The sequence below is a fragment of the Pseudomonas sp. MWU13-2105 genome, assembly GCF_023242315.1.
GTDB lineage: Bacteria > Pseudomonadota > Gammaproteobacteria > Pseudomonadales > Pseudomonadaceae > Aquipseudomonas.
Genome location: NZ_JALLIY010000005.1, coordinates 359,291 through 382,438 on the forward strand (window position 1 = coordinate 359,291; position 23,148 = coordinate 382,438).

22 protein-coding genes are annotated in these 23,148 nt (G+C 58.0%); 13 read left to right on the plus strand and 9 right to left on the minus strand.

Annotation, left to right across the window (positions count from 1 at the left end; all coding sequences use genetic code 11):
* Positions 1–11: 11 nt before the first annotated feature.
* Complete coding sequence (locus M5B96_RS09830; protein WP_248796476.1) at positions 12–1,331, minus strand: cation:dicarboxylate symporter family transporter; 1,320 nt, start codon at positions 1,329–1,331, stop codon at positions 12–14.
* A 117-nt stretch (positions 1,332–1,448) separates the two neighbouring features.
* Positions 1,449–2,240, minus strand: a complete 792-nt coding sequence (proC, locus tag M5B96_RS09835) for a pyrroline-5-carboxylate reductase (protein ID WP_248796477.1) — start codon at positions 2,238–2,240, stop codon at positions 1,449–1,451.
* Between the two features lie 193 nt (positions 2,241–2,433).
* Here proC and M5B96_RS09840 point away from each other — a divergent pair, with 193 nt between their 5' ends.
* Positions 2,434–3,099 (plus strand): GntR family transcriptional regulator, encoded by a 666-nt coding sequence (locus M5B96_RS09840; RefSeq protein ID WP_248796478.1) that lies wholly within the window; start codon positions 2,434–2,436, stop codon positions 3,097–3,099.
* Between the two features lie 12 nt (positions 3,100–3,111).
* Here the strand turns inward: M5B96_RS09840 and M5B96_RS09845 are convergent, their stop codons facing one another.
* From M5B96_RS09845 to M5B96_RS09860, 4 genes are all read right to left on the minus strand, one after another.
* The gene (locus M5B96_RS09845) at positions 3,112–4,422 is read right to left on the minus strand and encodes an NAD(P)/FAD-dependent oxidoreductase (protein ID WP_248796479.1); all 1,311 of its coding nucleotides are present in this window, start codon (positions 4,420–4,422) and stop codon (positions 3,112–3,114) included.
* A gap of 76 nt (positions 4,423–4,498) precedes the next feature.
* Positions 4,499–4,702, minus strand: a complete 204-nt coding sequence (locus M5B96_RS09850) for a 4-oxalocrotonate tautomerase (RefSeq protein WP_248796480.1) — start codon at positions 4,700–4,702, stop codon at positions 4,499–4,501.
* 498 nt (positions 4,703–5,200) lie between these two features.
* On the minus strand, positions 5,201–5,920 hold the full coding sequence (locus tag M5B96_RS09855; protein WP_248796481.1) for an alpha/beta fold hydrolase: 720 nt from the start codon (positions 5,918–5,920) through the stop codon (positions 5,201–5,203).
* Between the two features lie 86 nt (positions 5,921–6,006).
* Positions 6,007–6,930, minus strand: a complete 924-nt coding sequence (locus M5B96_RS09860) for a LysR substrate-binding domain-containing protein (RefSeq protein WP_248796482.1) — start codon at positions 6,928–6,930, stop codon at positions 6,007–6,009.
* A gap of 516 nt (positions 6,931–7,446) precedes the next feature.
* Between M5B96_RS09860 and M5B96_RS09865 the strand changes: the two genes are divergently transcribed.
* Complete coding sequence (locus M5B96_RS09865; RefSeq protein WP_248796483.1) at positions 7,447–8,823, plus strand: MFS family transporter; 1,377 nt, start codon at positions 7,447–7,449, stop codon at positions 8,821–8,823.
* 35 nt (positions 8,824–8,858) lie between these two features.
* Here M5B96_RS09865 and M5B96_RS09870 read toward each other — a convergent pair whose 3' ends face one another.
* Together M5B96_RS09870 and M5B96_RS09875 are read right to left on the minus strand one after the other, a co-directional pair.
* Positions 8,859–9,677 (minus strand): alpha/beta fold hydrolase, encoded by an 819-nt coding sequence (locus M5B96_RS09870; RefSeq protein WP_248796484.1) that lies wholly within the window; start codon positions 9,675–9,677, stop codon positions 8,859–8,861.
* A gap of 157 nt (positions 9,678–9,834) precedes the next feature.
* Positions 9,835–10,728 (minus strand): LysR family transcriptional regulator, encoded by an 894-nt coding sequence (locus tag M5B96_RS09875; protein WP_248796485.1) that lies wholly within the window; start codon positions 10,726–10,728, stop codon positions 9,835–9,837.
* Positions 10,729–10,833: 105 nt separating this feature from the next.
* Here M5B96_RS09875 and M5B96_RS09880 point away from each other — a divergent pair, with 105 nt between their 5' ends.
* From M5B96_RS09880 to M5B96_RS09910, 7 genes are all read left to right on the plus strand, one after another.
* Positions 10,834–11,502 (plus strand): RraA family protein, encoded by a 669-nt coding sequence (locus M5B96_RS09880; protein ID WP_248796486.1) that lies wholly within the window; start codon positions 10,834–10,836, stop codon positions 11,500–11,502.
* On the plus strand, positions 11,499–12,161 hold the full coding sequence (locus tag M5B96_RS09885) for an RraA family protein (protein ID WP_248796487.1): 663 nt from the start codon (positions 11,499–11,501) through the stop codon (positions 12,159–12,161). The genes M5B96_RS09880 and M5B96_RS09885 overlap by 4 nt, the downstream gene beginning before the upstream one ends.
* On the plus strand, positions 12,161–12,805 hold the full coding sequence (locus tag M5B96_RS09890; RefSeq protein WP_248796488.1) for an RraA family protein: 645 nt from the start codon (positions 12,161–12,163) through the stop codon (positions 12,803–12,805). The genes M5B96_RS09885 and M5B96_RS09890 overlap by 1 nt, the downstream gene beginning before the upstream one ends.
* Positions 12,802–14,016, plus strand: a complete 1,215-nt coding sequence (locus tag M5B96_RS09895; protein WP_248796489.1) for a pyridoxal phosphate-dependent aminotransferase — start codon at positions 12,802–12,804, stop codon at positions 14,014–14,016. Before M5B96_RS09890 ends, M5B96_RS09895 begins: the two co-directional genes overlap by 4 nt.
* A 110-nt stretch (positions 14,017–14,126) precedes the next feature.
* On the plus strand, positions 14,127–15,023 hold the full coding sequence (locus M5B96_RS09900) for a LysR family transcriptional regulator (protein ID WP_248796490.1): 897 nt from the start codon (positions 14,127–14,129) through the stop codon (positions 15,021–15,023).
* Positions 15,024–15,271: 248 nt separating this feature from the next.
* Entirely contained in the window at positions 15,272–16,618 is a 1,347-nt protein-coding gene (locus M5B96_RS09905) for an MFS transporter (protein ID WP_248796491.1), read from the plus strand.
* A gap of 80 nt (positions 16,619–16,698) precedes the next feature.
* Positions 16,699–17,361 carry an RraA family protein gene (locus M5B96_RS09910; RefSeq protein ID WP_103495580.1) on the plus strand — a complete coding sequence of 221 codons (663 nt, stop codon included), beginning with the start codon at positions 16,699–16,701 and terminating at the stop codon, positions 17,359–17,361.
* A 212-nt stretch (positions 17,362–17,573) separates the two neighbouring features.
* Here the strand turns inward: M5B96_RS09910 and M5B96_RS09915 are convergent, their stop codons facing one another.
* Positions 17,574–18,878, minus strand: coding sequence for a dicarboxylate/amino acid:cation symporter (locus tag M5B96_RS09915; RefSeq protein WP_248796492.1), 1,305 nt, complete (start codon positions 18,876–18,878; stop codon positions 17,574–17,576).
* 565 nt (positions 18,879–19,443) lie between these two features.
* Here M5B96_RS09915 and M5B96_RS09920 point away from each other — a divergent pair.
* From M5B96_RS09920 to M5B96_RS09935, 4 genes are all read left to right on the plus strand, one after another.
* Positions 19,444–19,983, plus strand: a complete 540-nt coding sequence (locus M5B96_RS09920) for a thiamine pyrophosphate-binding protein (protein ID WP_177104764.1) — start codon at positions 19,444–19,446, stop codon at positions 19,981–19,983.
* On the plus strand, positions 19,971–20,567 hold the full coding sequence (locus tag M5B96_RS09925) for a thiamine pyrophosphate-dependent enzyme (protein ID WP_248796493.1): 597 nt from the start codon (positions 19,971–19,973) through the stop codon (positions 20,565–20,567). Before M5B96_RS09920 ends, M5B96_RS09925 begins: the two co-directional genes overlap by 13 nt.
* A gap of 66 nt (positions 20,568–20,633) precedes the next feature.
* Positions 20,634–21,797, plus strand: coding sequence for an acyl-CoA dehydrogenase family protein (locus tag M5B96_RS09930; RefSeq protein ID WP_248796494.1), 1,164 nt, complete (start codon positions 20,634–20,636; stop codon positions 21,795–21,797).
* A gap of 75 nt (positions 21,798–21,872) precedes the next feature.
* On the plus strand, positions 21,873–23,075 hold the full coding sequence (locus M5B96_RS09935; protein ID WP_248796495.1) for a CaiB/BaiF CoA transferase family protein: 1,203 nt from the start codon (positions 21,873–21,875) through the stop codon (positions 23,073–23,075).
* Positions 23,076–23,148 lie beyond the last annotated feature (73 nt).

Here is a 23,148-nt window from a genome sequence, read left to right on the forward strand (position 1 = left end):
TGACCGTTTGATCAATTTTTTTTCGAGATGCCCAACGCATTATTGAGTACGCTGTAATCCAGAGCGCCGTCCATCCTGGCCAGCGTCAGAGTTGCCACGGCGTTACCCACAATATTCGTCACGGTGCGCATGGCATCCATGAAGCGATCAATGCCCAGCAAAAGGACAATACCGGCCAGTGGTATTTCGGGAAACATTTGCAACGTGGCGGCCAGGGTGACAAAACCCGCTCCCGCGACACCCGCGATGCCCTTGGAGGTGACCATGAAGATCAAGATCATGGAGAGCTCTTGAGTCAGCGTCAGCGGTATGTTGCACGCTTGAGCAATGAACATGATCGCCATGACAAAGTACATTGATGATCCGTCGAGGTTGAATGAAAAGCCGGCGGGAATTACAAAACCAACGACGTGCTTCTTGACCCCCGCGTCCACCAATTTTTTCATGATGTTCGGGAGCACTGCCTCGGATGAGGCAGTCCCGAATGCCAGTAGTATTTCAACCCGCAGATATTTGACGAGAAGCCAGAGACTGATCCGGGAGTACAGGCATACCGTCCCCAGTACCAGAATGATGAAGGCCACACAGCACAGGTAGAACAGCAAGAGAAACTTGGCCAGCGGTACCATCGAGCCAAGCCCATAATTGCCGATGGTGTACCCGATGGCCCCGAATACGGCCAACGGCGCGAACTTCATCACCATGCCCACCATCCCGAAGACAGCCTCCGAGATCTTTTCCATCAGGTCTACGACGTCAGCAGAGCGCGGCCCCATGCGGAGCAAGGCAACCCCGAACATCACCGCCATGAGCAATACCGGGAGCAAGTTCCCGCTGGTGAAAGCTGAAACAAAGGTGTCGGGAATGATCGACAATAACCAGCCCACGGTTGTCCGATGCTCTGCTGTTGAAATGAACGATACGATGGCGCCCGTATTCAGCGTGTGATAGTCAATATTCATCCCGGCGCCAGGAGTCAACAGCTTGGACACTATCAACCCCATGAGCATTGCCAAGGTCGTCAGGACTTCGAAGTAGATCAATGCGCGCAGGCCCAGCCTGCCAACATTAGACCCTTTACCGATATTGGCAATGCCATTAACGATGGTGAGAAAGATCACCAGTCCCACGAGGGACTTGATCATCTTCATGAACGCCGCCGACAGCGGACTCAGTTCAACAGCGAAACCGGGATCAAAAACTCCGAGCAGAGCACCGGCAATCAGTGCCGCGAACATCTGGAACGCCATATTCGAGTAGAACGGCGCGCTCCCGGGCTGAGCGGCCGTTTGTTGGTTCGGCAAGCGAACCGTATCTTGCGTCATTCTCATTGTTAGCTCCTATGTACCACGTCAGGAAAGTCAGGGCAGTCGGGAATTGATGTTGTCCGTTTTTTGTTGTGATCAGCGCCGTCCATTCGTAACTGGCGACCTAGGTGCTCTTCTGCTTCAACCCTGCCGGGACAGTTCGATCGACCGGTCGTGAGCTGCCTGAGCCGCTGCGTTGACAAGTCGTCGTAGCTGATCCTGCGCTTCAAATTGGGCGATCGCTGCAGCGGTGGTGCCGTTGGCAGAGGTGACCGCCTCGCGGAGCGCCACGAAGCTCACGTCGGACTTGCACTGCAACTCGGCAGCACCACGGGCAGTGTGAGCGGCGAGGACCCGGGCCAACTCAGCTGGAAGGCCCAGTTCAATGCCTGCGTTACAGAGGGCTTCGCTGAACAGATGGTAGTAAGCAGGGCCGCTGCCACTGATAGCAGTCACCGCATCCAGTAGCCCTTCGCGCTCTAGCCATACAGCAACGCCAACGGCGTCGAACAAGCTCTTGACTTGTCTACGCTTCGCCGCATCGTTCAAGGTAACGCTGTACAAGCCGGTGCACCCCTGATTAACCATGACAGGCGTATTGGGCATCGCGCGCACAACCGGCACATCCTTGCCCGCTGCATCACACAGTTGCGCGCAGCTAACGCCCGCCATGACTGAAATCAATACGGCACGGGACAATGCCCTGGTGGGCAAGGAAGCAATGGCCTGGCGCGCCACGGCCGGTTTTACGGCAAGGACGATGACATCAAATGCCTCATCAACAAGGTCAGCGGCGCTACCGACAACCTCTGCCGACATACCTCGTGGAAGGCCGGGGTCAACCGCCACCAGACGCTCGACTAGGCCACCGGCGTACCAGGACTCTCCCAGGGCACTTCCCATCTTTCCGTAACCCAAGAACAACGCATTCATTATTTTCCCCCCAAACTTATTTCTTCTCAGCCCATGGACATCAGGCTGGCATGGTGTTTCCTGTCGAATGGACTGCTGAACGCAGTGCAATCTGACAAACTCAAAATTTTATTAGAATTCGTGATTTGGTATACTTTTATGGATATGCAAAAAATGACGCCCCAACTGGCGTTCGACTGAGATGTGTGAAGTCATGCCTGACACGAAAAAAGCCATTACCGCCGCGCAAAAAGCCTACGACGAGATCAAGAGAAGGATCACTGCAGGCGTCCTGGCGGAAGGCGCTCCTATCCGCCAGGACGAAATCGCCAATGTGATCGGGGTATCCAAAATTCCAGTCCGCGAGGCCCTCAGCCGACTTGAATCCGAAGGATTGGTGATACTCACACCGAACGCAGGCGCTACTGTCGCGACCTTGACCGTCGGGGATTACATCGAGATGTTGGACATGCGCCTGGCCCTTGAGTGTCGGGCACTGGAGCTTGCGGTCCCGAACATGGCCTCCTCTGACCTTGCCAAGGCTCGTCAGTTGTTGGCCGCGTATGATCAGGCGATGACCCAGGAGGATTGGAGCGACCTGAACATGAGATTTCACGCGTGCCTCTACGCCCCGGCCAATCGCCCACGCCTCGTTGCCATGATCCGTTCCGTCCAGGACCACATGGGTCGCATGTTGCGCCTTCGCGTTTCCGGCGTTGCCGGCCATGCGCGCTCTCATCAGGAACATATCCACATCCTCGATGCTTGCGAGCAAGGTGATAGCTCTGCAGCCGTCGCCTTGTTGCGCAAGCACATAGAACAGACTCAAAGAGAGGTTCAGGGCTACTTTCGACACGCGATGCGTGAGACGGTAGCCTGAGCCCGCCAATCGCTAACCCACTCGATCTTGCAACCGCTTGTAGAGCGTTGCCGCCTTGACGCCAAGACCTCGAAACATATGGAAATTGACTGTGCCTATGGACGACACGGGCACCGACAATTCGGTAGCAGCCATCCCAAGAATCCGGTTCGCCAACTGGATACCCAGAGACGTGGAGACCGCGATACCCCGCCCGTTACAACCGACGGAGATATGAAGATTAGGTTCGGGCTCATGAACGTGCGGTAGGTGATCGGTCGTCACCGCGAAGAAACCGCTCCAGTGGAAATCCCACTCCAGGCGCCCAATGTGACCGAAAAGCTCCTGCCCCGCCTTGTGCAGGTAAGGAACGATGGCCGAATGATCCAGGCCAGCTGTAGCCCCCGAACCGCCCATGACCAATCGACCATCCGGGGACAGCCGGAAGGAGGTCAGCAATTGCCGAGTGTCTGAGGCGACATGCCCTTGAGGCAGAATGACTTTACGCATCGAGTCAGCCAGTGGACGCGTGGCGACCTGAGCGGTGCGTACCGGAACGAAAGAGGTTCGGAGCTTGGGAACCAGCTTTTCAGCGTAGGCCCCGGTTGCGACCAGTACGTGTCGCGCCTGTACGCGGAACTGCCCGCACGACGCAACCCAGCTGTTGCCCTTCTTGGTCAAGGCCTCGACCTTTGACGGTGCGAAAATTCGGACCCCAAGATCAACCGCGACTTTCGCCAGGCCGCGTGCGTAACTCAATGGCTGGACGGATCCTCCGCGGGGGTCGAACCAGCCCAAACTGTATTTGGTGGTGCCAAGCAATTGATGAAGCCCGAAGCCTTCGAGCAGACGAGTGTCCACGCCTCGACCCCGCCACGCTTCATAACGCGACCTGACCGCAGCGAACCCCACCCCAGTGTAGGCAGGCTGAATCCATCCATGCTGGTTGGCAGCACAGTTAATTTTGTACTGTTTGATCAGGTTCCACACCTGAGCAGGTGCTTCGCTGCCGAACTGCACCAGCTTGCGTCCTTGCTCACCAGGATAAATCCGCTCGATAACGTCGGGATCCTGCTTCAGCCCCGCGATGACCTGCCCATTGTTCCGACCGGAGGCCCCCCAGCCCGGCTCGGCTGCATCGAACACGATGCAAGTAAGGCCCGCCTCTGCCAGACGAATCGCCGCGCAAAGGCCGGTGAATCCGGCACCCACAATGATTACATCAGCTGTTTCGCTGCGATCCAGCGACTTCAATGTTGGCCCGTCTATCGCGGTAGCAGACCATAGCGACGACGGCATCTCGAGGGGCTCACCCAATAAAGCAGCATGGTGACGACTACTCATGACTCAAACCTCAGCATTTTCAGGATCAGGAGGTCCTGTGCTAGCGGAAACCTTCCTGCGACCTAACCGACTTACGTTACTCAGCCACGTCGGCCGGAGGCTGACCGAAAAACTTGCCTGCGCGCGCCCAATCGTAAGAAGGAATTTCCACGAACATGACGTCAATACTTTCAACGGGACAATTCAGTACCTCAGCGGTCAGGCGGGTAACCCGCTCGACGTATTCTCGCTTCTGCTCATGGGTGCGACCCGGGCTTAGTTCAACGCGAACGGTGGGCATTGCGATCTCCTCGTTCAGCACAAGACTGAAGTATTTGAATTGTGTTTTTCGTATACCGCTTTATCGGCACGCGCTTTTCTGTTCAGCATCTTTAAGGGCATACCTGACCACTCAAAAATCGCCGGGGTAACCCTGCGGTTGCATCGATCATAGCAAGCGTATCCTAAATTTAGCAATCGTATACTATTTTCACGGGCTAATTATCACAACCCAAGGGCTACCCGGGTTGCACTTCGTCAAATGCGCGCGATATTGTCCTTTTTGGCAACCAGGGTGCCGAATGAAATCCAGGAATCTGCGCTGGAACAACATTCCGTGCTTATCCGCAGCCTACTCAGCACACGCAATGGCGCGGGGTCGAGGTGAGTGAGCCGCGCCTGGCGCATGCGTGGATCACTTTTTTCATGGACATCATCGAAAGCGCCAAGAGCCATGTAAAAAAGGCCTGACCTGCGTAAACAGTGACGATGCCAGCTTCCAACGCCGAAACAGCAAACATCAGCATCCGATGAGCAGTTCAGCATCAAGCCATCGACTCAGCAGTTGTGTCGTCAACTGCGGATGCTCCAGAGGCGGCAGATGCCCGCACTCAGGTAGCAGTATCAGACGTGAGCGCTGTATACCTCGATGAATCTCTTCGGACTCTGCCGGCGGCGTGATCTCGTCGTTTTCCCCCACCACGATCAAGGTAGGTACTGCAATCGTTTCCAGCACAGGCCGGTAGTCCGCGCGGTCGATAATTGCCTGTTGCTGCCGAACGAAACCGTCCTTGCCTATCGCGTTTGCCATCGCCTGGACGGTGTCCGCAACAGCGGTACCGATACAACGTGGATGCATGAGTTTGGGCAGAAGTTGTGGCGTCACCCCCTTGAACCGACCAAGTTCGGCAAGACTCAGCAGGCCACGCCGCGCCTTGGCTCGGGTTTCATCGTCCGGCCGCACCATGGTATCTATCAGGGCCAGCCTCATCACCCGCTCAGGCGCCCGGCGCATGATTTCCATGGCCACATAACCGCCCATGGACAAGGCCGCCAGCGCAAAACACGGAGGAGCCTCATCCAGTACTCGCTCCGCCATCTGCGCAATACTGGCATCGAGAGAGACATCGGGAATGCAGATGGGCCTGGCGTGTTCCAGTGCAGCCTTTTGATGCGCCCATAGACGCTCATCACATAGCAATCCGGGAATGAGTACGAGTGGCGTATTGTTGAAAGCCAACGGGGAGCTACCTCAAAAGGTGTTGGTCAAAGAGGGTCAGTCATTGCAGGGGGCCGGCGCACAGGGCAGACACATCAGCCAATGACTCAAAGCATGTATCCCGCCCAGATTTTTCGATCGACCAGATCAGCGGCAATTTCGATAAAGGCATCGCCAACAAATTTAGCCGCGGGACTGACGCGCCTGTCCGCCGGGAAAACCTGAACCAGTTTGCGCATGGGCACGGGATCCACTAACGGTGCCGCGCACAGCTCGCCGGCTTCGACCTGTGAATAGATCGACGCCAGAGGCAAGGCCGTCAAACCGAAGCCATGGTGAACCAGATCGATCATCGCGCCAAACGAGTCAGCCTCAACACTGGTCTTGAGCTTGATCCCGACTTCCCGCGCACAGTTATCCATGATCACGCGAAGGCCATGTCGAGCACTGGGCAATATCAACTGCTGCTCGGCCAAAGACTCGAAGGACACCGGCGTATCGATGCGCAAGTTGGCACTGGCGGGGCCGACCAGCAGCAGATTCTCCATCATCACTGGCACGATTCGAAGCGTATGCAGCGGTTGAGGGTCGTAGGAAATGGCCAGTTCCAATTCACCGCGCTGAACCCAATCGAGCAAGTAGCCACTGAAGGCCGAGGAAAACCTGACGGCAAGATTGGGATGCGCCTCTCGGATCTTGCGCACCAGCGGCACAGTGACAATCTGGGCAACCGTCGGCGTTGTGCCGATGACAACCGTTCCGCGAAAAGACGACCTGCCACCGACGACCGAACTCCGGATAGACTCCATTTCCTCCATGATGCGAGTCGCGTGAGCCAGCACTTCGCGGCCTACATCGGTAATTTCCATCCCGCGTCCGTGTCGCTCGAACAGGTAGGCGCCGAGCTCTTTCTCCAACATTCTGATTTGCCGGCTGAGTGCCGGTTGCGCGATATGAAGACGGTCCGAAGCTTTGCTGAGACTGCCCAGCTCGGCCACATGAATCAAGGTTTTGAGTTGAACAACATCCATTACCGGGCCAGTCAGAATCGAGTTCGGCGCGAAATGCGCCGAAAGTGATAATCAGTGTATCCGTATTTACAAGCCTTGGAGTGCCCTGCACACCACGCGCTGCGGGGCTTGGCGGCCTTCGAACAGGCTGTATGCCCCTACCTGCCAAGGCTGCACGCCAAGCTATAGAATTTGGGTATATCAGTTAGGCCTGCTTGACGGCTTATTGCCCTTCTCACTCTGCGGTAGCGTGCAATCAACGTCAGCGCCGAAGAGCGTTCGACTCACTACAAGAATAAGATTCGAGGGCTCGCGCCATGATTTCCACCGTTTGTTCTGACCTGGCTTATTCGAGTTTTCTGGGCCACGGGCCGTTTGCCTCTCTCGTACATCCTCCCTCCCCCCTCTCTTCAGAAAGCCGGACAGAGAGCGGACTCACGCCTCCTCGTTAAGCCGATCAATCCATCGAGTCAGTCACGTCGGACACGCATCAGCGTGCGCCTCGTATCGTCTTGCCTTGAAGAAAGGGTGAACATCATGTCGACATCAATCACAGGCTCAAAAAACCACGCGGCCCGGCCCGGCCCCGTGGATACCCCAAGCCGCATAAAGGCAATCATCGGTGCCTGCTCAGGCAATCTGGTGGAGTGGTACGACTTTTTCATCTACGCCTATACCGCCATCTACTTTGCCGCTTCGTTTTTCCCCAAAGGGGACACCACCAGCCAACTACTGGCAACCGCCGGTGTTTTTGCTGTTGGTTTTTTTATGCGTCCACTCGGCGGCTGGATTTTCGGCTGGCTCGCCGACACCCGCGGCCGCAAGGCCTCGATGATCATCTCGGTGTTCATGATGTGCGCCGGCTCACTGTTGATTGCCATCATGCCGACCTACGACACCATCGGGGTCGCAGCGCCGATCCTGCTCGTGGTCGCCAGGTTGATTCAGGGTTTGTCGGTCGGCGCAGAATACGGCACCGGCGCCACCTACATCAGCGAAATCGCGACACCCGGCCGGCGCTGCTTCTATGGCTCCTTCCAGTACCTCACCATCATCGCAGGTCAACTGTTGGCCTTGATGACCGTGGTCATCCTCCAGCAGACCCTCAATGCCGAGCAATTGCATACATGGGGCTGGCGGATTCCGTTCTTCGTCGGCGCCCTGAGTTCAATCGTCGTGGTGTATCTGCGACGCTCGATGCATGAAACCGCCAGCAAAAAAGACATGGCCCGCAAAGATGCCGGCTCCTTGCGCGGTATGTTCAAACACAAACGGGCCGTCGCGCTGGTGCTAGCGTTCACCATCGGCGGTTCGCTGTACTTCTACACCTTCACCACCTACATGCAGAAGTTCCTGGTGATCTCCGCCGGGCTCAGCCCGGAAACGGTCAGTTTCATCATGACAGCCGCCCTGGTCTGCTTCATGCTCTGCCAGCCGCTGTTCGGCCTATTGGCCGACCGCATCGGGATCAAGGCTCATATGCTGATGTTTTCCGGGCTGGCCATGCTATTGGTGATTCCGTTGCTCTATTCGCTGCAGTCGGTGAGTAGCCCATTTACGGCGTTCCTACTGGTCTTTGCTGGCTTGGCCATTGCGTCGTTCTACACACCCATTGCCGGGATCGTCAAAGCCGAGCTCTTCCCCCCGGCGGTACGTGCATTGGGTGTGGGCTTTCCCTACGCCGTCGGTAACGCGGCGTTCGGCGGCACTGCCGAATACGTTGCCTTGTCGCTTCGATCACAGGGTATAGAGGAGTACTTCTTCATCTACGTCGCGGCAATCGTGACCATTACCTTCATCGCCTCGATGTTGATGCCGAATCTGTCGCGCTATGGGTACATCAGCGGTTCAGGTGAAATTGAAGAGCGTGCAGGGCTCAAAGGTTGTTTGAGGCTGCACGCGACAAGAGCCTGAAGAGACTTGAAAGGGAGCCGTCAGGAAAATCGGGCTTACCTGGCCAGGCTATCCGCCTGGAAATCAGCGATCTGCTGCCACATCGCGATCGGGTTGGAATACATGGGGAAGTGTCCACACTGCGCGATGGGTGCCAACCGCACGCCTTCGGCCTGAATGTGCGAAAGATAGGACAGTGAAGCGTTCTGCTCACCGTACATGAACATGCGCGGGCATTTCAGTCCGAGGAACTTGCCCATCAGGTCGGCGTTATCGGAAAGATCAACCATCGACTGGAAAATCCCGCGCACCGCACCGACCCGAACCTTGTGCCGCAAGCTTGCCGAGTAAAGTGCACTGGCATAAGCCGGCGCATGCCGGGCACGCTCGATGAACGCGGCGAAAAACACCTCGGGATCATCCGCCGGATAATCGACGATCTGTCGGCTGAGAAAGCAGTCTTCCGGGGCAATATTGCCCTCGATATCGACGAAGCTGAGTACTCGCCCGGGGAACTGATGGGCCAACATCAGCGCGGTGAGCCCGCCCATGGAGTGACCGACCAGATGGAAGCGTTCGATGCCGAAATGCTCAAGCACCTGCAATGCCGTCTGCAACAGAAAGGGAATGGAGATCCTCGACAGGTCGCTGCACTGGCTCTCGCCACACCCCGGCGCGTCATAAGCGACAAAGGGATGACCAGCAAATGCGGCCTGCTGCACGATGTCGGCGTAGTCCTCCTTGGTCGAGCCAAAACCATGCAGAAATACAATGGGTGCCAAGGCCCCCTCACGGTGAATGGCGGCGACGTTCAGTTGGACACCCTCGACCGCCAGGGGGAGCTGCACGTGAGTGAACGGTTCTGATGAAAGCACGTTATTGACTCCTTGAACGAAAAAAACGCGCCGAACCGGGCTCGCCGGCAACAAGACAGGCAATTTCAAGGCAATCGAGTCCGCTGTAAATTCTTAATTCGGGAAGGCTTCCATACGCCAAACCTATCAACTGATGCTCGTACTCCCTTTGGTCAACTCACGCCTTGGCCTGGAACCGGGCAACGACCTCCTCCACCAGCGGATTGAGTCGGTCCGCATTCCAGGCCATCGCAGTGGTCACGACATTGAGCTTCTGGCTGAGCGCTCGAAACACCACATTGTCGGGGGCCAGTTTCTTCAGCGAAGCCGGTACCAGCGCGATACCTTGCCCACAGCTGACAAAGGCAATCTGCGAAGCGACAGAACGCACTTCATGCAGTACGCGCGGGGAAAAACCGCTGGCCCGGCAAGTGGCAATCAAGCTGTCGAAATACACCGGACTGACCTTTCGAGAGAACATCACCAAGGGTTCGGTAGCCAGGTTCGATAGATTGATTCGCTTACGCGAGACCAAAGGGTGATCACTGGGTAGCGCCACCACCAGACGATCCTCCGTCAAAGGCAGCGACTTGACCGAAGCCCCCAGATCACCATCCAGACGGGCAAAGGCCAGGTCGATATCCCCGGCCTCCAGCGCCGGAACGGCTTCAACGCTGTCGATTTCCCGCACGGACACGGTGAGGTGCGGGTACTCGCTCTTCAGTTGCTCAATCAAACCTGGCAACACGTCAAACATGGCCGTCGAGATCGCCCCAATGGTCAACACGCCCGACTGCCCCGCCACTGCCTCCTCCACGGCCAGTTCCAGACGCTCCAACTGTTCGGCGAACTTGCGTACCGCCGGCAGGATCGCGGCCCCGACCTGGGTCAATTTCGCGCCGCGCCGCGAACGTTCGAAGAGCGTGACCTTGAGCGCCTGTTCCAGCACCTGAATCTGCTCGCTCAGCGGTGGCTGAGACATGCCCAGACGCTTGGCAGCACGACCAAAATTCTGCTCTTCGGCAACCGCCAGGAACAGCCAGAGATGACGAATCAGACGAAAATTAATCATGGGTAATCCATAGGTTTAGCGTATGTAAATCTTCTGTGATTAGTAATATACCTATTAAATTATCTCATCGAAACTGGGCACCTCCGTCATCACAGGGACTCCCCCATGCCCCACAAGAGTTTGCTCGAACGCTTGGCGGCGCTGGACACCAACACCGTGTCCGATGCGCTCGACTTCCTCGGCCTGCCCGGCGCCACGGTGGGGCTACGCCCGCTGTGGAACTGCCCGAAAATCATCGGCCGGGCCAGTACCGTGCTGCTGGGCCCAAAGTCTGACAACGTCCCTACTGTGCACCTGATCACGCCGGTGGTTGAACGGATTGTCAGCAATGATCGTGTGCTGGTGATCTCCGGCGGTACCGAAGGCATTTCCTGCTGGGGCGATATCCTGGCCAATGCCGCGTCCGCCAAGCAGGTGCGCGGCACGGTGATCGACGGTTTCAGTCGCGATATCGACGGCAGCGAGGCGATTGGTTACCCGGTCTACGGCCGAGGTGTGACGATGATCAGCGCGCGCAATCGGGTGGTGCAAATCGACGCGGCAGTGACGATCAACGTGGCTGGCGTCGACGTCAGTGAAGACGACTATGTGATCGCCGATACCTGCGGCACGGTGTTCGTGCCCCAGGCCGAAATTGAAAAAGTACTCGACCTCGGAGAACGTATTGCCCGCCGTCAGGACGGCATGGTCGAAGCGGTGCGCAGCGGTCGCTCGGTGGCCGAAGTGATGCATGACACCCAGTTCGAAGCCATCCATGTGGAGCACGCTCGATGAATATTGAAGATCAAGCCCTAGTCGCCTTGTTTGAAGGCCTGGACACCCCGGGCGTCTCCGATGCCATGGACAAGCTCGGGCTGCCCGGTCAATGCCTCGGGATCGCCCCACTGGACAATTACCGCCAAGTGATCGTCGGCCCGGCATTCACCGTGCAGTACGTCTCGGCGAGCGTGCCACCCGGCACCGTGGGCGACTTCATTGAAGACGTGGCGCCCGGCGACGTGGTGGTCATCGACAACAGTGGCCGTACCGACTGCACGGTCTGGGGCGACATCATGACCCAGTACGCCGGTACACGCCGGATTGCTGGCACGGTGATCGACGGGGTTTGCCGGGACGTGAACAAGGCCCTGGGCGATGGCTATCCGATCTTCAGCAAGGGCCGTTTCATGCGCACCGGCAAGGACCGCGTACAGGTGCAGTCAGTCAACCAGCCGGTGTCCATCGGCAGCGCCCGAGTCTGCGCCCGTGACATCGTGGTGGCCGACGCCAATGGCGTGGTCATCGTGCCGCGTGAACGAGCGGCCGAAGTGGCGGCCTGTGCCCGCCAGATCGAAGCCATTGAAGCGGATATTCGCGCCCTGATCGCCCAAGGCAAAACCCTTAAAGAAGCCCGGACAACCCTGGGCTACCACATGTTGCAGAGGAAAGCCTGATGACTTCGTCCATTCTTCCCTTCCCCTCTGATTATCATGAACGAGCTAAAGCGCTTGGCAGCTCGACTCTGTATGAGGCCTCCCATCTACCCTGTGCGGTTGACAGTGCCATCCGTCCGATCTGGGATGGAGCCTTCATCGCGGCCCCCGCCTACCCTCTGGAGTGCTCTCCGGGCGACAATCTGTCCCTGCATCTGGCCATGGAGCGCGTGCCTCGAGGCAGTGTGCTGGTTGTGGGGACGGGTGGCTTTATCGCCGGTTATTGGGGCGAAGTGCTCACCGTTGCGGCTGAAGCGGCCGGCGTAGTCGGCCTGGTTATCGACGGCGGGGTACGCGATATCGCTGCGTTGAAGAAACGCCAGTTCCCGGTATTTGCCCGCGGTATATCGGTAAAAGGCACTGTCAAAACCAGCGCGCCTTCAGTGGGCCGGCCCTTCCATTTCAACGGGGCTTTTGTGGCTCTGGGCGATCTGGTGGTGGCCGACGATGACGGTGTGATCATCATTCCCAAGGCGGATGCGGCACGCACCCTGGCCGAAGGCCAAGCACGAGCGAACAAGGAAGCCCAGATGATGCAAGCATTGACCGAGGGTCGCTCAACTCTTGAGCTGATGAACCTGACCGAATGGAGAACCCGCGCATGAGTGCCGACATTCACCGCCTGAACCAACGCCTGGCCAGTGCACAACCTTCGGCGACCTATCGCATCATGGATCGCGTGGCGGAGCGACGGGCGCAAGGGGCGAAAATCATTTCCCTGTGCGCCGGCGAACCTGACTTCGATACCCCAAAGCACGTACGTGAGGCAGCCATTGCCGCCATCGAACACGGTCACACCCGTTACACTCAGGTTGCCGGTGTCCGTTCATTGCGCGAAGCAGTGGCGGCAAAGTTCCGCCGCGAGAACGGCCTGGACGTCAGTTGGCAGGACACGCTGGTCTGCAACGGCGGCAAACAGGTGATCTACAACGCCCTGGCCGCGACCCTGAACGAGGGCGACCAGGTCATCGTGCCAGCGCCCTACTGGGTCAGTTACCCGGAAATGGTTCAACTGTGCGGTGGTGAAGCCAGAATCGTCACCTGTGATGCCGATACCGGTTTCAAGTTGAGCGCCTCGGCACTGCACGCCGCGATCACTCCGCAGACCCGCTGGCTGATCCTCAATTCGCCCTCCAACCCGACTGGCGCGGTGTACAGCCGGGAGGAACTCCAGGCATTGGCAGAGGTGCTGTTGGCCCACCCTCACGTATTGATTCTGGCCGATGACATTTATGAACACCTGATCTTCGATGATCAGCCATTCCATACCTTGGCCCAGGTTGAACCACGATTGGCACCACGAACCCTGACCATGAACGGCGTCTCCAAAGCCTATGCCATGACCGGCTGGCGCATCGGCTTTGCCACGGGACCACGTTGGCTGCTGGAGGCCATGGAAAAGCTGCAAGGTCAACAAACCTCAGGCGCCAGCTCGATCTCACAGCAGGCCGCACTGGCCGCGCTGGAAGGTCCCAAGGATTTCATCCGCGAAAGCCGCTCCGCTTTCCAGGGGCGCCGCGATTTGATGGTGGCGCTGCTGAACGACACACCAGGTCTTGAATGCATCAGTCCAGCCGGGGCGTTTTACGCGTTCGCCTCCTGCGCCGGGCTGATCGGCCGTACCTCGCCGGGGGGACGAGTACTGCTCACAGATGAGGATGTGGCCCATGCTCTCCTCGACGAAGCGAATGTCGCCGTGGTGCATGGCAGCGCCTTTGGCCTTGGCCCATACATTCGCATTGCATACGCCCTGGATGACGCCTCCTTGCGCCAGGCTTGTGAAGCCATCCGCAGGTTTTGTAACGCTTTACACTGACCCCAGTGTGTTTGAACGAACCCGGCCATCGCCGGGTTTCGTTTTTTGATCAGGCGGAATCGATGCATTTCATCAATAATGGATCACTTTTTTTCAATCGAGCCTGAGCAATGATCACGTTCAAACAACTGGAAGCAATCTACTGGATTGTAGAACTGGGGAGCTTTGAATCCGCAGCCATGAAACTGAACATGTCCCAGTCCGCCATCTCCAAGCGTATCCAGGAGCTGGAAGAGGCCTTTGACATGCCCATTTTTGATCGTTCCAAACGCAGCGCACGCTTGACGGAAAAAGGCACCGAGCTGTTCGAACAGGCCTCGGAGATTCTGCGCCAACGTGATTACCTGCTTGAACGCGTCAGCTCCAAGGAGGTACTGGTCAGGCGCTTTCGTATCGGCGTCACCGAACTGACTGCCATGACGTGGCTGCCCGCACTGGTCGAGGGTATACGCAGCGCTTATCCCAAAGTGGTACTGGAACCCTCGATCGAGCTCAGCACTGAACTGGTGACGAAACTGGAGAGCGATCAACTCGACCTGATCATCGTGCCCGACATTTTTGCCGATGCTCGTTTCGTCAGTACTCCGCTGAGTTCGGTAGAGAACGCCTGGATGTGCGCGCCGTCATTACACCAGGGTAATGAGGTCATGAACATGCAGGCCATTTCCTCATACACCGTACTGACTCAGGGAGGCGGCTCTGGTACAGGCTTGATCTATGAACGCTGGCTCGCCCAGAACGACGTCCGTGTCAATCGTACGATCAAAAGCAACTACCTGATCGCTCAACTGGGTCTGACCCTGTCCGGCATCGGTATCAGCTACCTGCCCCGCCAATGCCTCTCGCCACTAGTGGCGCAGGGCCGGCTGCAGATCATCGAAACCGAGCCGGCGTTGCCTCCCATCCACTACATCGCCGTGCACCGTGCCGATCGCCTGCAAGGCCTGAGCGTCGAAGTGGCGCGACTGGCGGCGCAGTGCTGTGACTTCAGCCACATGGTGCTGTAGCTCGGCGCCAGAGGTAAAAAGAACAACGATACTTTGGCACGACAGGGTGATCTTCCCCGTGCGCCTCACCACGTCATCTCGACGGGTCGTCAGCCCAGTTTTTATCTGTGCATTCTATAAAGCGCGCATTCAACAGCGTGCTTCCATCAACAAAAGTGATTTATTGGAAGGAGTATTTGTCGCTTTTTTTGCAGATTCACAATCATTACTTTGGCCGGACAACACTGATAGAAAAATAAGGTCTACCCATGTCCCTGCCCGAAGTCATGAAACCTGTTGTGCGCAGCAATTACCGCTGGGTGGTTGCGGCCCTGATCTTTCTGATTTACACCATCGCTGCCGCCGACAGGGCCAACCTCGGTGTCGCTCTGCCGTTTATTCGCAAAGAGTTCGACATGAGCAATGCTGAGGCTGGCGGCTTGGTCAGCATGTTTCTACTGGCTTATGCCTTGGCACAGATCCCTTCTGGCTTTGCCTTCGGCCGTTTCGGGGTCAGCAGGATCCTGCCAGGCGCCATGGTACTGACCTCATTGCTGACTGGCCTGGTGGGTACGGCCAGCTCGCTGTTTGCCCTTAAACTGTATCGCCTGGGCCTTGGTGTCGCTGAAGGTCCGCTGCCGATCAGCATGACCACGACTATCAACAATTGGTTTCCCCCGCGAGAAAAAGGTACGGCTTCGGGGATATTCCTGTCCGCCGTCAAGTTCGGTCCCGTGATCGTACCGCCACTCTGTGCCGTGATTATTTCGGTCTGGGGCTGGCGAGAAATCTTCTACTTTTTCGCCGTACCCGGCATCGTCCTCGCGGTGGTCTGGTATTTCATGGTCACCAATCACCCTTCCCGCAGCCGGTTCGTCAACGAAGCCGAGCTCAACTACATTACCGAAGAAACCGACAGTACCCAGACGGCCCAGCAAACCAGCCCCCAGAAGACCCCGGCATGGTTGGATAGACTGGATCGTCTCATACGGGCTCGTCATGAAGCCCCCCTGGAAACCAACAAGCAGGTGTTCGCCTCCTGGAACATCTGGGGCTGCGCCACCAGCTACTGCTTTCAACTGGGCGTCTCCAGTGTATTGCTGGCCTGGATTCCAACTTACCTGATGACCGTCAAACAATTCTCGATCATGAACATGGGGTTGGTATCGGCGGCGCCATGGGTGGGTGCGGTACTCGGGAACCTGATCGGCGGCTTCTGCTCGGATCGGCTGCTCGGTGGGCGGCGAAAACCCGGCATGTTGCTGTCGGCACTGGGCACATCGCTGATGATGTACCTGCTGATCAGCTCACCCGCCGAACCTTTGCCCTACGGGTTATTGTTGATGCTGACCGGTGTCGTCCTCAGCCTGGGCTTCTCTTCCTACATGGTCTACCCGATGGGACTGACCACCAAAAAAACGTTCCCCATCTCCAACGCCATCGTGAACATGATCGGTCAATTGGGCGCCGCGGCCACGCCCTTCATTACCGGACTGCTGCTGGACAACTATGGCTGGAACTATGTCTTTGCCTGGCTGGCGATCGGATCATTTATCAGTTTCGTCCTCTTGCTGACCATTTCCGAGCCACGGGCGAGATCAAGTTCCCCTGGCTGAAGCCCCCTTGAATAAAACCGGGCCGCTCGTTTGAGCGGCTTGTTCATGAACGATGCTGTCATCACTGCGAGGAGTTACACATGTCCCCCCAAGACAGAGAATTGGTTGCACTGTTTGAAGGTCTGGATACGCCTGGAGTGTCCGATGCCCTGGACAAACTGGGTCTGCCTGGCCAGTGCCTGGGCGTGATGCCCCTGGATAACTACCGCCAAGTGGTCGTTGGCCCGGCTTTCACCGTGCGCTACGTCACCGCCAGCTGCCCACCCGGCACGGTCGGCGACTTCATCGACGACGTGGCGGAAGGCGATGTGGTGGTTATCGACAACGACGGACGCACCGACTGCACCGTCTGGGGTGACATCATGACCCAATATGCCGGGAGTAAACGGATTGCCGCGACCGTGATCGATGGTGTCTGCCGGGATGTCAGCAAGGCTCTGGGTGATGGCTACCCGTTGTTCAGCAAAGGCCGGTTCATGCGCACCGGCAAGGATCGGGTCGAAGTCGAGTCGGTCAATCAGCCGGTTTCCATCGGCCAAGCCCGCGTCTGCGCCAGGGACATCGTGGTCGCGGATGCCAACGGCGTGGTCATCGTGCCCCGGGATCGCGCCCGTGAAGTGGCTGCGTCTGCCCGCGCGATCGAAGCCGTGGAAGCCAACATCCGGGCCTTGCTCACTGAAGGAAAATCCCTCAGGGAAGCCAGATCGGCACTGGGCTACCACACCCTGCAACGCAAGTCCTGAGCGTCACCTGCACCGCTTTCCCTTTTGCCCTCACTGTGCCTGCCCACGACAGCGCAATGTGAGGGTTTTTTTATATCTGCAGGTGCATCTCCTGCGTCTTTACCAATAACCCGCTGGCGTGGTCACCTACCTTCCCTCGGATAAACGAAAAGGGTGAGCCACCACGTTTGTGAATGCTCACCCTCTTATCCTGCACCCGTGCCCCGAACGGATCAGACCGTCAGCGGTTTCTCCCCGACCCGATCCGACGCCCCCAGCACAGCACCGGCGCGTTCGGCCTCATCCTCGCTCACCAACTGCCCTTCCCACTTGGCCACCACCGCCGTTGCAATGGAGTTGCCCACGGCATTGGTCGCCGACCGGCCCATATCGAGGAAGGTGTCGACCCCCAGAATCAGTAGCAGACCCGCTTCGGGAATATCGAACTGGGTCAGGGTAGCGGCGATAACCACCAGCGAAGCACGCGGCACGCCAGCCATGCCTTTGGAGGTGAGCATCAGCGTCAACAGCATGCTGATCTGGGTACCGATGGACATCTCGATGCCATACGCCTGGGCGATGAACAATACCGCGAATGTGCAGTACATCATCGAGCCATCCAAGTTGAAGGAATAGCCCATGGGCATGACGAAACTCGAGATCCTGCGTTTGACCCCAAAACGATCCAGCGCGTGGAGAAGCTTCGGGTAAGCCGACTCGGAACTGGCCGTGGCGAAAGACAGAAGGAAAGCCTCTCTGATCAGCACCACCAATTTGAATACACGCCGCCCCAGAAACATCCAGCCGGCAAACACCAGCATCGCCCAGAGCACGATCAGCCCGAAATAGAAGTCGCGCATGAAGACCGCGAACTTCACCAGAATGTAGAGCCCGTTGACCGCAACGCTCGCGGCCATGGCCGCCATCACCGCCAGCGGTGCAAGCTTCATCACATAACCGGTGACCTTCAACATCGCATGGGACAGATCCTCAATGACATTCACCAGTCGCTCGGCCTTTTTGCCCAGGGAGGCCAAGGCGACACCAAAAAAAATCGAGAACACCACGATCTGCAGAATTTCGTTGGTGGCCATAGCCTCCGCGAAAGATCTGGGCACCAGGTGCGTGGCGAAATCCTTGAGGGTGAACACCGAGGTTTGCAGGTTGGTCACGCTGCTCACATCTGGCAATGGCAACCCCAGGTTGTGCCCGGGCTGCAGCAGGTTGGCCATGACCAGCCCCACCGACAATGAAAGCAATGAAGCCGTGACGAACCAGCCCAGCGCTTTGCCGAATACCCGGCCGACAGCACTGGCATCGCCCATATGCGCGATGCCCACCACCAGAGTCGAGAAGACCAGCGGGCCGATGAGCATTTTGATAAGACGCAGGAAGATATCCGAGACGATCGAGATGTAACCGGCCACCTTGGTGGCCATCGCCTTGTCCGGGAAGTTGAGGAAAATCATATAGCCGATAAAGATCCCCAGCAGCATGGCGATCAAAATGCCTGCCGCAGCCGGTAGCCTGTTTTTCATAGAGCACCTGTTGTTGTATTTCTGGAAATAGCCGGGAACAACATCCCTTGATCAGGCAACAGCCATCAAAGGACGGTGTGTAACCGACGAACTAAGGAATGAACAAGGCAAGTGCGAAATGCCGGTACCGGCAGACCGAGGGTGGATGCGGGTGAAACAGATCATGGACAGAGGACAGGACGGAGCAAGCCAACTGCAAGAGGCTGTTATACATAGGTGTAACCCTCGGATCTTATTGTTGTAGTGGCGTCGGCCAAGTGCTGTTGCGACGTAGCCGAAAACTACCCTAGTCCTGCCTTCCTAATAAGAGCGGATCACGCTCTAGCTGATATGCCTAAATTGTATCGCCGTACACTAAAGCCTTGAACCTGGTCCTCAGTCCACAGCAATCAGGTTTTATCCTTCCAATAACGCATGGCTATCGCAATTTCCCAATACCCAGCGACTCCACAGCCGAGCTATAGAAAATGGGCATATCTCAAAGACAAAAACGGTAGTCGTCGCTGCCTTCCATCCCTCCCAGAATGTGTGAAAACACAAAAGCAGCACCGCTTGGGAGACTGGCATGTCAACAGAAGCTGAACAAACCGTAGGGACGGATTGGCAGGAGGACGTATTCCGCGTACTCAAGGCCCACGACGTCAAACATGTGGTCTTCGTACCGGATGCCGGTCACTCGGCCGCTATCCGTATGTCGTATGCCGACCCGGACATCAAAGCCGTGGTCCTGACCACCGAAGAAGAAGGGATCGGCTACCTCGCCGGTGCCTGGCTCGGCGGCGAACGGGGTGCGCTGCTGATGCAATCCAGCGGTGTCGGCAACTGTATCAACACCCTGGCGCTTCAGGTCTGCGCCGGCTTCCCGCTGCTGATGGTGGTCACCATGCGCGGCGACTGGGCCGAATTCAACGCTTGGCAAAACCCCATGGGTCAGGCCACCGAGGCCTCCCTGAACCTGATGAAGGTCATGACCTGGCGTGCTGATGATCCGAAAGACGTCGCCCCACTGCTGCACGGCGCGGCGACCATGGCATTCAACGGTGACTCTTCCTGTGCCCTGCTGCTCGGTCAGCGCCTGATTGGAGAAAAGAAATGGGTCAAGTAAGCGCAAACCACACCCTGTGCCGTCGCGAAGTGGTCAAGGCTCTGCTGGCCGACCGCAAAGACGTGCTGGTCGTGACCGGCCTGGGGTCAGCGTCCTATGACGTCATGGCCGCCGGTGACCACGACCTGAATTACTACCTCTGGGCCGCCATGGGCAGCGCGATCACTGTCGGCCTGGGCCTGGCCAACGCCCAGCCGGACAAGTCGGTGGTCGTGGTCACCGGTGATGGTGAACTGCTGATGGGCTTTGGCGCCCTGGCCACCGTTGCGCTACAAAAGCCCGCCAACCTGACCATCGCCGTGCTCGACAACGGCCACTTCGGTGAAACCGGCATGCAGGTCAGCCATGCCGGCTTCGGTATCAAGCTCGATCAAGTCGCGAAGACCTGCGGCTTCAGCTGGACCGACGAAGTCCGCGACATGGAAGGTGTACATAACCTGCGCGAGCGCTTCGCAACGCGCGATGGCGTCAAGCTCGCGGCGATCAAGATCAAGGCGGAAAACCCGCCACGGGTGCTGCCGCCGCGTGATGGTCACTACGTCAAAAATCGCTTTCGTGCCGCGCTGGGTTTCAACCCGATCTGATTGCTCCATGCCCGAACCCGCTCACGCAGGGCCAATGCCGTGCGTGACGCGTTGAGGAGAATAATAATGACTGACCGCAACTCTGAAGAACTCAATGCCATTCGCGAAGGCGTGCGCGCCTTGTGCGCTGAATTCGATGCCGCCTACTGGCGCAAGATAGATGAAGAGAAGGGTTTTCCCGAGGCTTTCGTCAAAGCCCTGACCGACGCCGGCTGGCTGTCGGCAATGATTCCCGAAGAGTACGGCGGCTCCGGCTTGGGCTTGGCCGAAGCCTCGGTGATCCTTGAAGAAGTGAACCGCTGCGGCGGCAACTCCGGCACGGTGCACGGCCAGATGTACAACATGTTTACCCTGCTGCGCCACGGCAGCGAGGCGCAGAAAAGCTTCTACCTGCCCAAGCTGGCCAGTGGCGAGTTGCGCCTGCAATCGATGGGTGTCACCGAACCCACCACCGGCACCGACACCACCAAGATCAAGACCACCGCGATCAGGCACGGCGACAAGTACGTGATCAATGGGCAGAAGGTCTGGATCTCGCGGGTCCAGCATTCCGACCTGATGATCCTGCTGGCCCGGACCACGCCGCTGGCCGAGGTGCAGAAGAAATCCGAAGGCATGTCGATTTTCCTGGTCGACCTGCGCGAGGCGATCGGCAACGGCCTGACGGTGCAGCCCATCGCCAATATGGTCAACCACGAGACCAACGAGCTGTTCTTCGACAACTTGGAAATCCCCGCCGACAGCCTGATCGGCGAAGAGGGCAAGGGCTTTCGCTACATCCTCGACGGCCTGAATGCCGAACGCACGCTGATCGCCGCCGAGTGCATCGGCGACGGTCGCTGGTTTATCGAAAAGGCCAGTGCCTATGCCCGCGACCGGGTGGTGTTCGGCCGCCCCATCGGGCAGAACCAGGGCGTGCAGTTCCCGATTGCCGAAGCCCATATCGAGATCGAGGCCGCCGACCTGATGCGCTGGCGCGCCTGCGAGGAGTACGACAGCGGGCAGAACGCCGGGGCCAGCGCCAATATGGCCAAGTACCTGGCGGCCAAGGCGTCCTGGGAGGCGGCCAATGCCTGCCTGCAGACCCATGGCGGTTTTGGTTTCGCCTGTGAATACGACGTCGAGCGCAAGTTCCGCGAGACCCGCCTGTACCAGGTGGCGCCGATCTCCACCAACCTGATCCTGTCCTACGTGGCCGAGCACCTGCTCGAACTGCCGCGCTCCTTCTAAGTGATCGGCGCAACAACCCGGCGCGTCAGCCCAGGCAGGCGCCGCTGGGGAGCCATGACCAGAGAGATAACATTCATGAGCCAACCCAAAGGTCCGCGTCCGCTCGATGGCATCACCGTCGTCAGCCTTGAGCATGCTATTGCCGCCCCCTTCTGCACCCGACAACTGGCCGATCTCGGTGCGCGCGTGATCAAGGTCGAGCGCCCAGGCACAGGCGATTTCGCCAGGGGCTACGACCAGCGCGTCAACGGCCTGGCCTCGCACTTCGTCTGGACCAATCGCTCGAAAGAGAGCCTGACTCTGGACCTGAAGCAGGACTCTGCCAGCGAGGTGTTGGACCGCTTACTGGCCGGCGCCGACGTCCTGGTGCAGAACCTGGCGCCCGGCGCGGCTGCAAGAATGGGGTTGTCCTTTGAGGCCTTGCATAAGCGTTTTCCGCGTCTGATTGTCTGTGACATTTCAGGCTATGGCGTCGGTGGTCCCTATGAAAAGAAAAAAGCCTATGACCTGTTGATCCAGAGCGAAGGCGGATTCCTCTCGGTCACCGGCGGTCCAGGCGATGAAGCAATGGCCAAGGCCGGATGCTCGATCGCCGACATCGCGGCAGGCATGTACGCCTACACCGGTATTCTTTCTGCCCTGCTGTTGCGTGAACGTACCGGCGAAGGCAGCCACCTCGATGTGTCCATGCTGGAAAGCCTGGTCGAGTGGATGAACTACCCGATGTATTACGCCTATAACGGCGCACCGCCACCACCGCGCGCTGGCGCTGCGCACGCCACCATTTACCCCTATGGCCCGTTCCCGATCGGTGATGGCACCACCGTGATGCTGGGACTGCAAAACGAGCGTGAATGGCAGCTGTTCTGCGAGAAGGTGCTGCTTCAACCCGAACTGGCCAAGGACGAGCGTTTCTCCGCCAACTTCAAGCGTGTCGAAAACCGTAACGCGCTACGCGAACTGATCATTAAATCGTTCTCTACCCTCAGCTTCGATGCAGTGATCGATCGCCTGGACCGCGCTCAAATCGCCAACGCGCGAGTGAACGACATGCAAGGTGTCTGGAATCATCCACAACTTCAGGCTCGAGGACGCTGGCGAGAAGTTGAAACCTCTGCCGGTCCCATTCCCAGCCTGATTCCACCTGGCAGCAACAATGCGTTCGAACCCCGGATGGATGCTGTTCCGGGTCTTGGCCAGCACACCGAGCAGGTGCTCAGAGAACTGGGGCTGGGAACGGAGCAAATCAAACAAATGCGCGTCGCCGGGGCGATTTAGCACGTGCTGATAACAAGCAGTCTGACCGCAACGATCAAAGATTTCGAGAGAACCCTGCCCAATGAAGATCCTG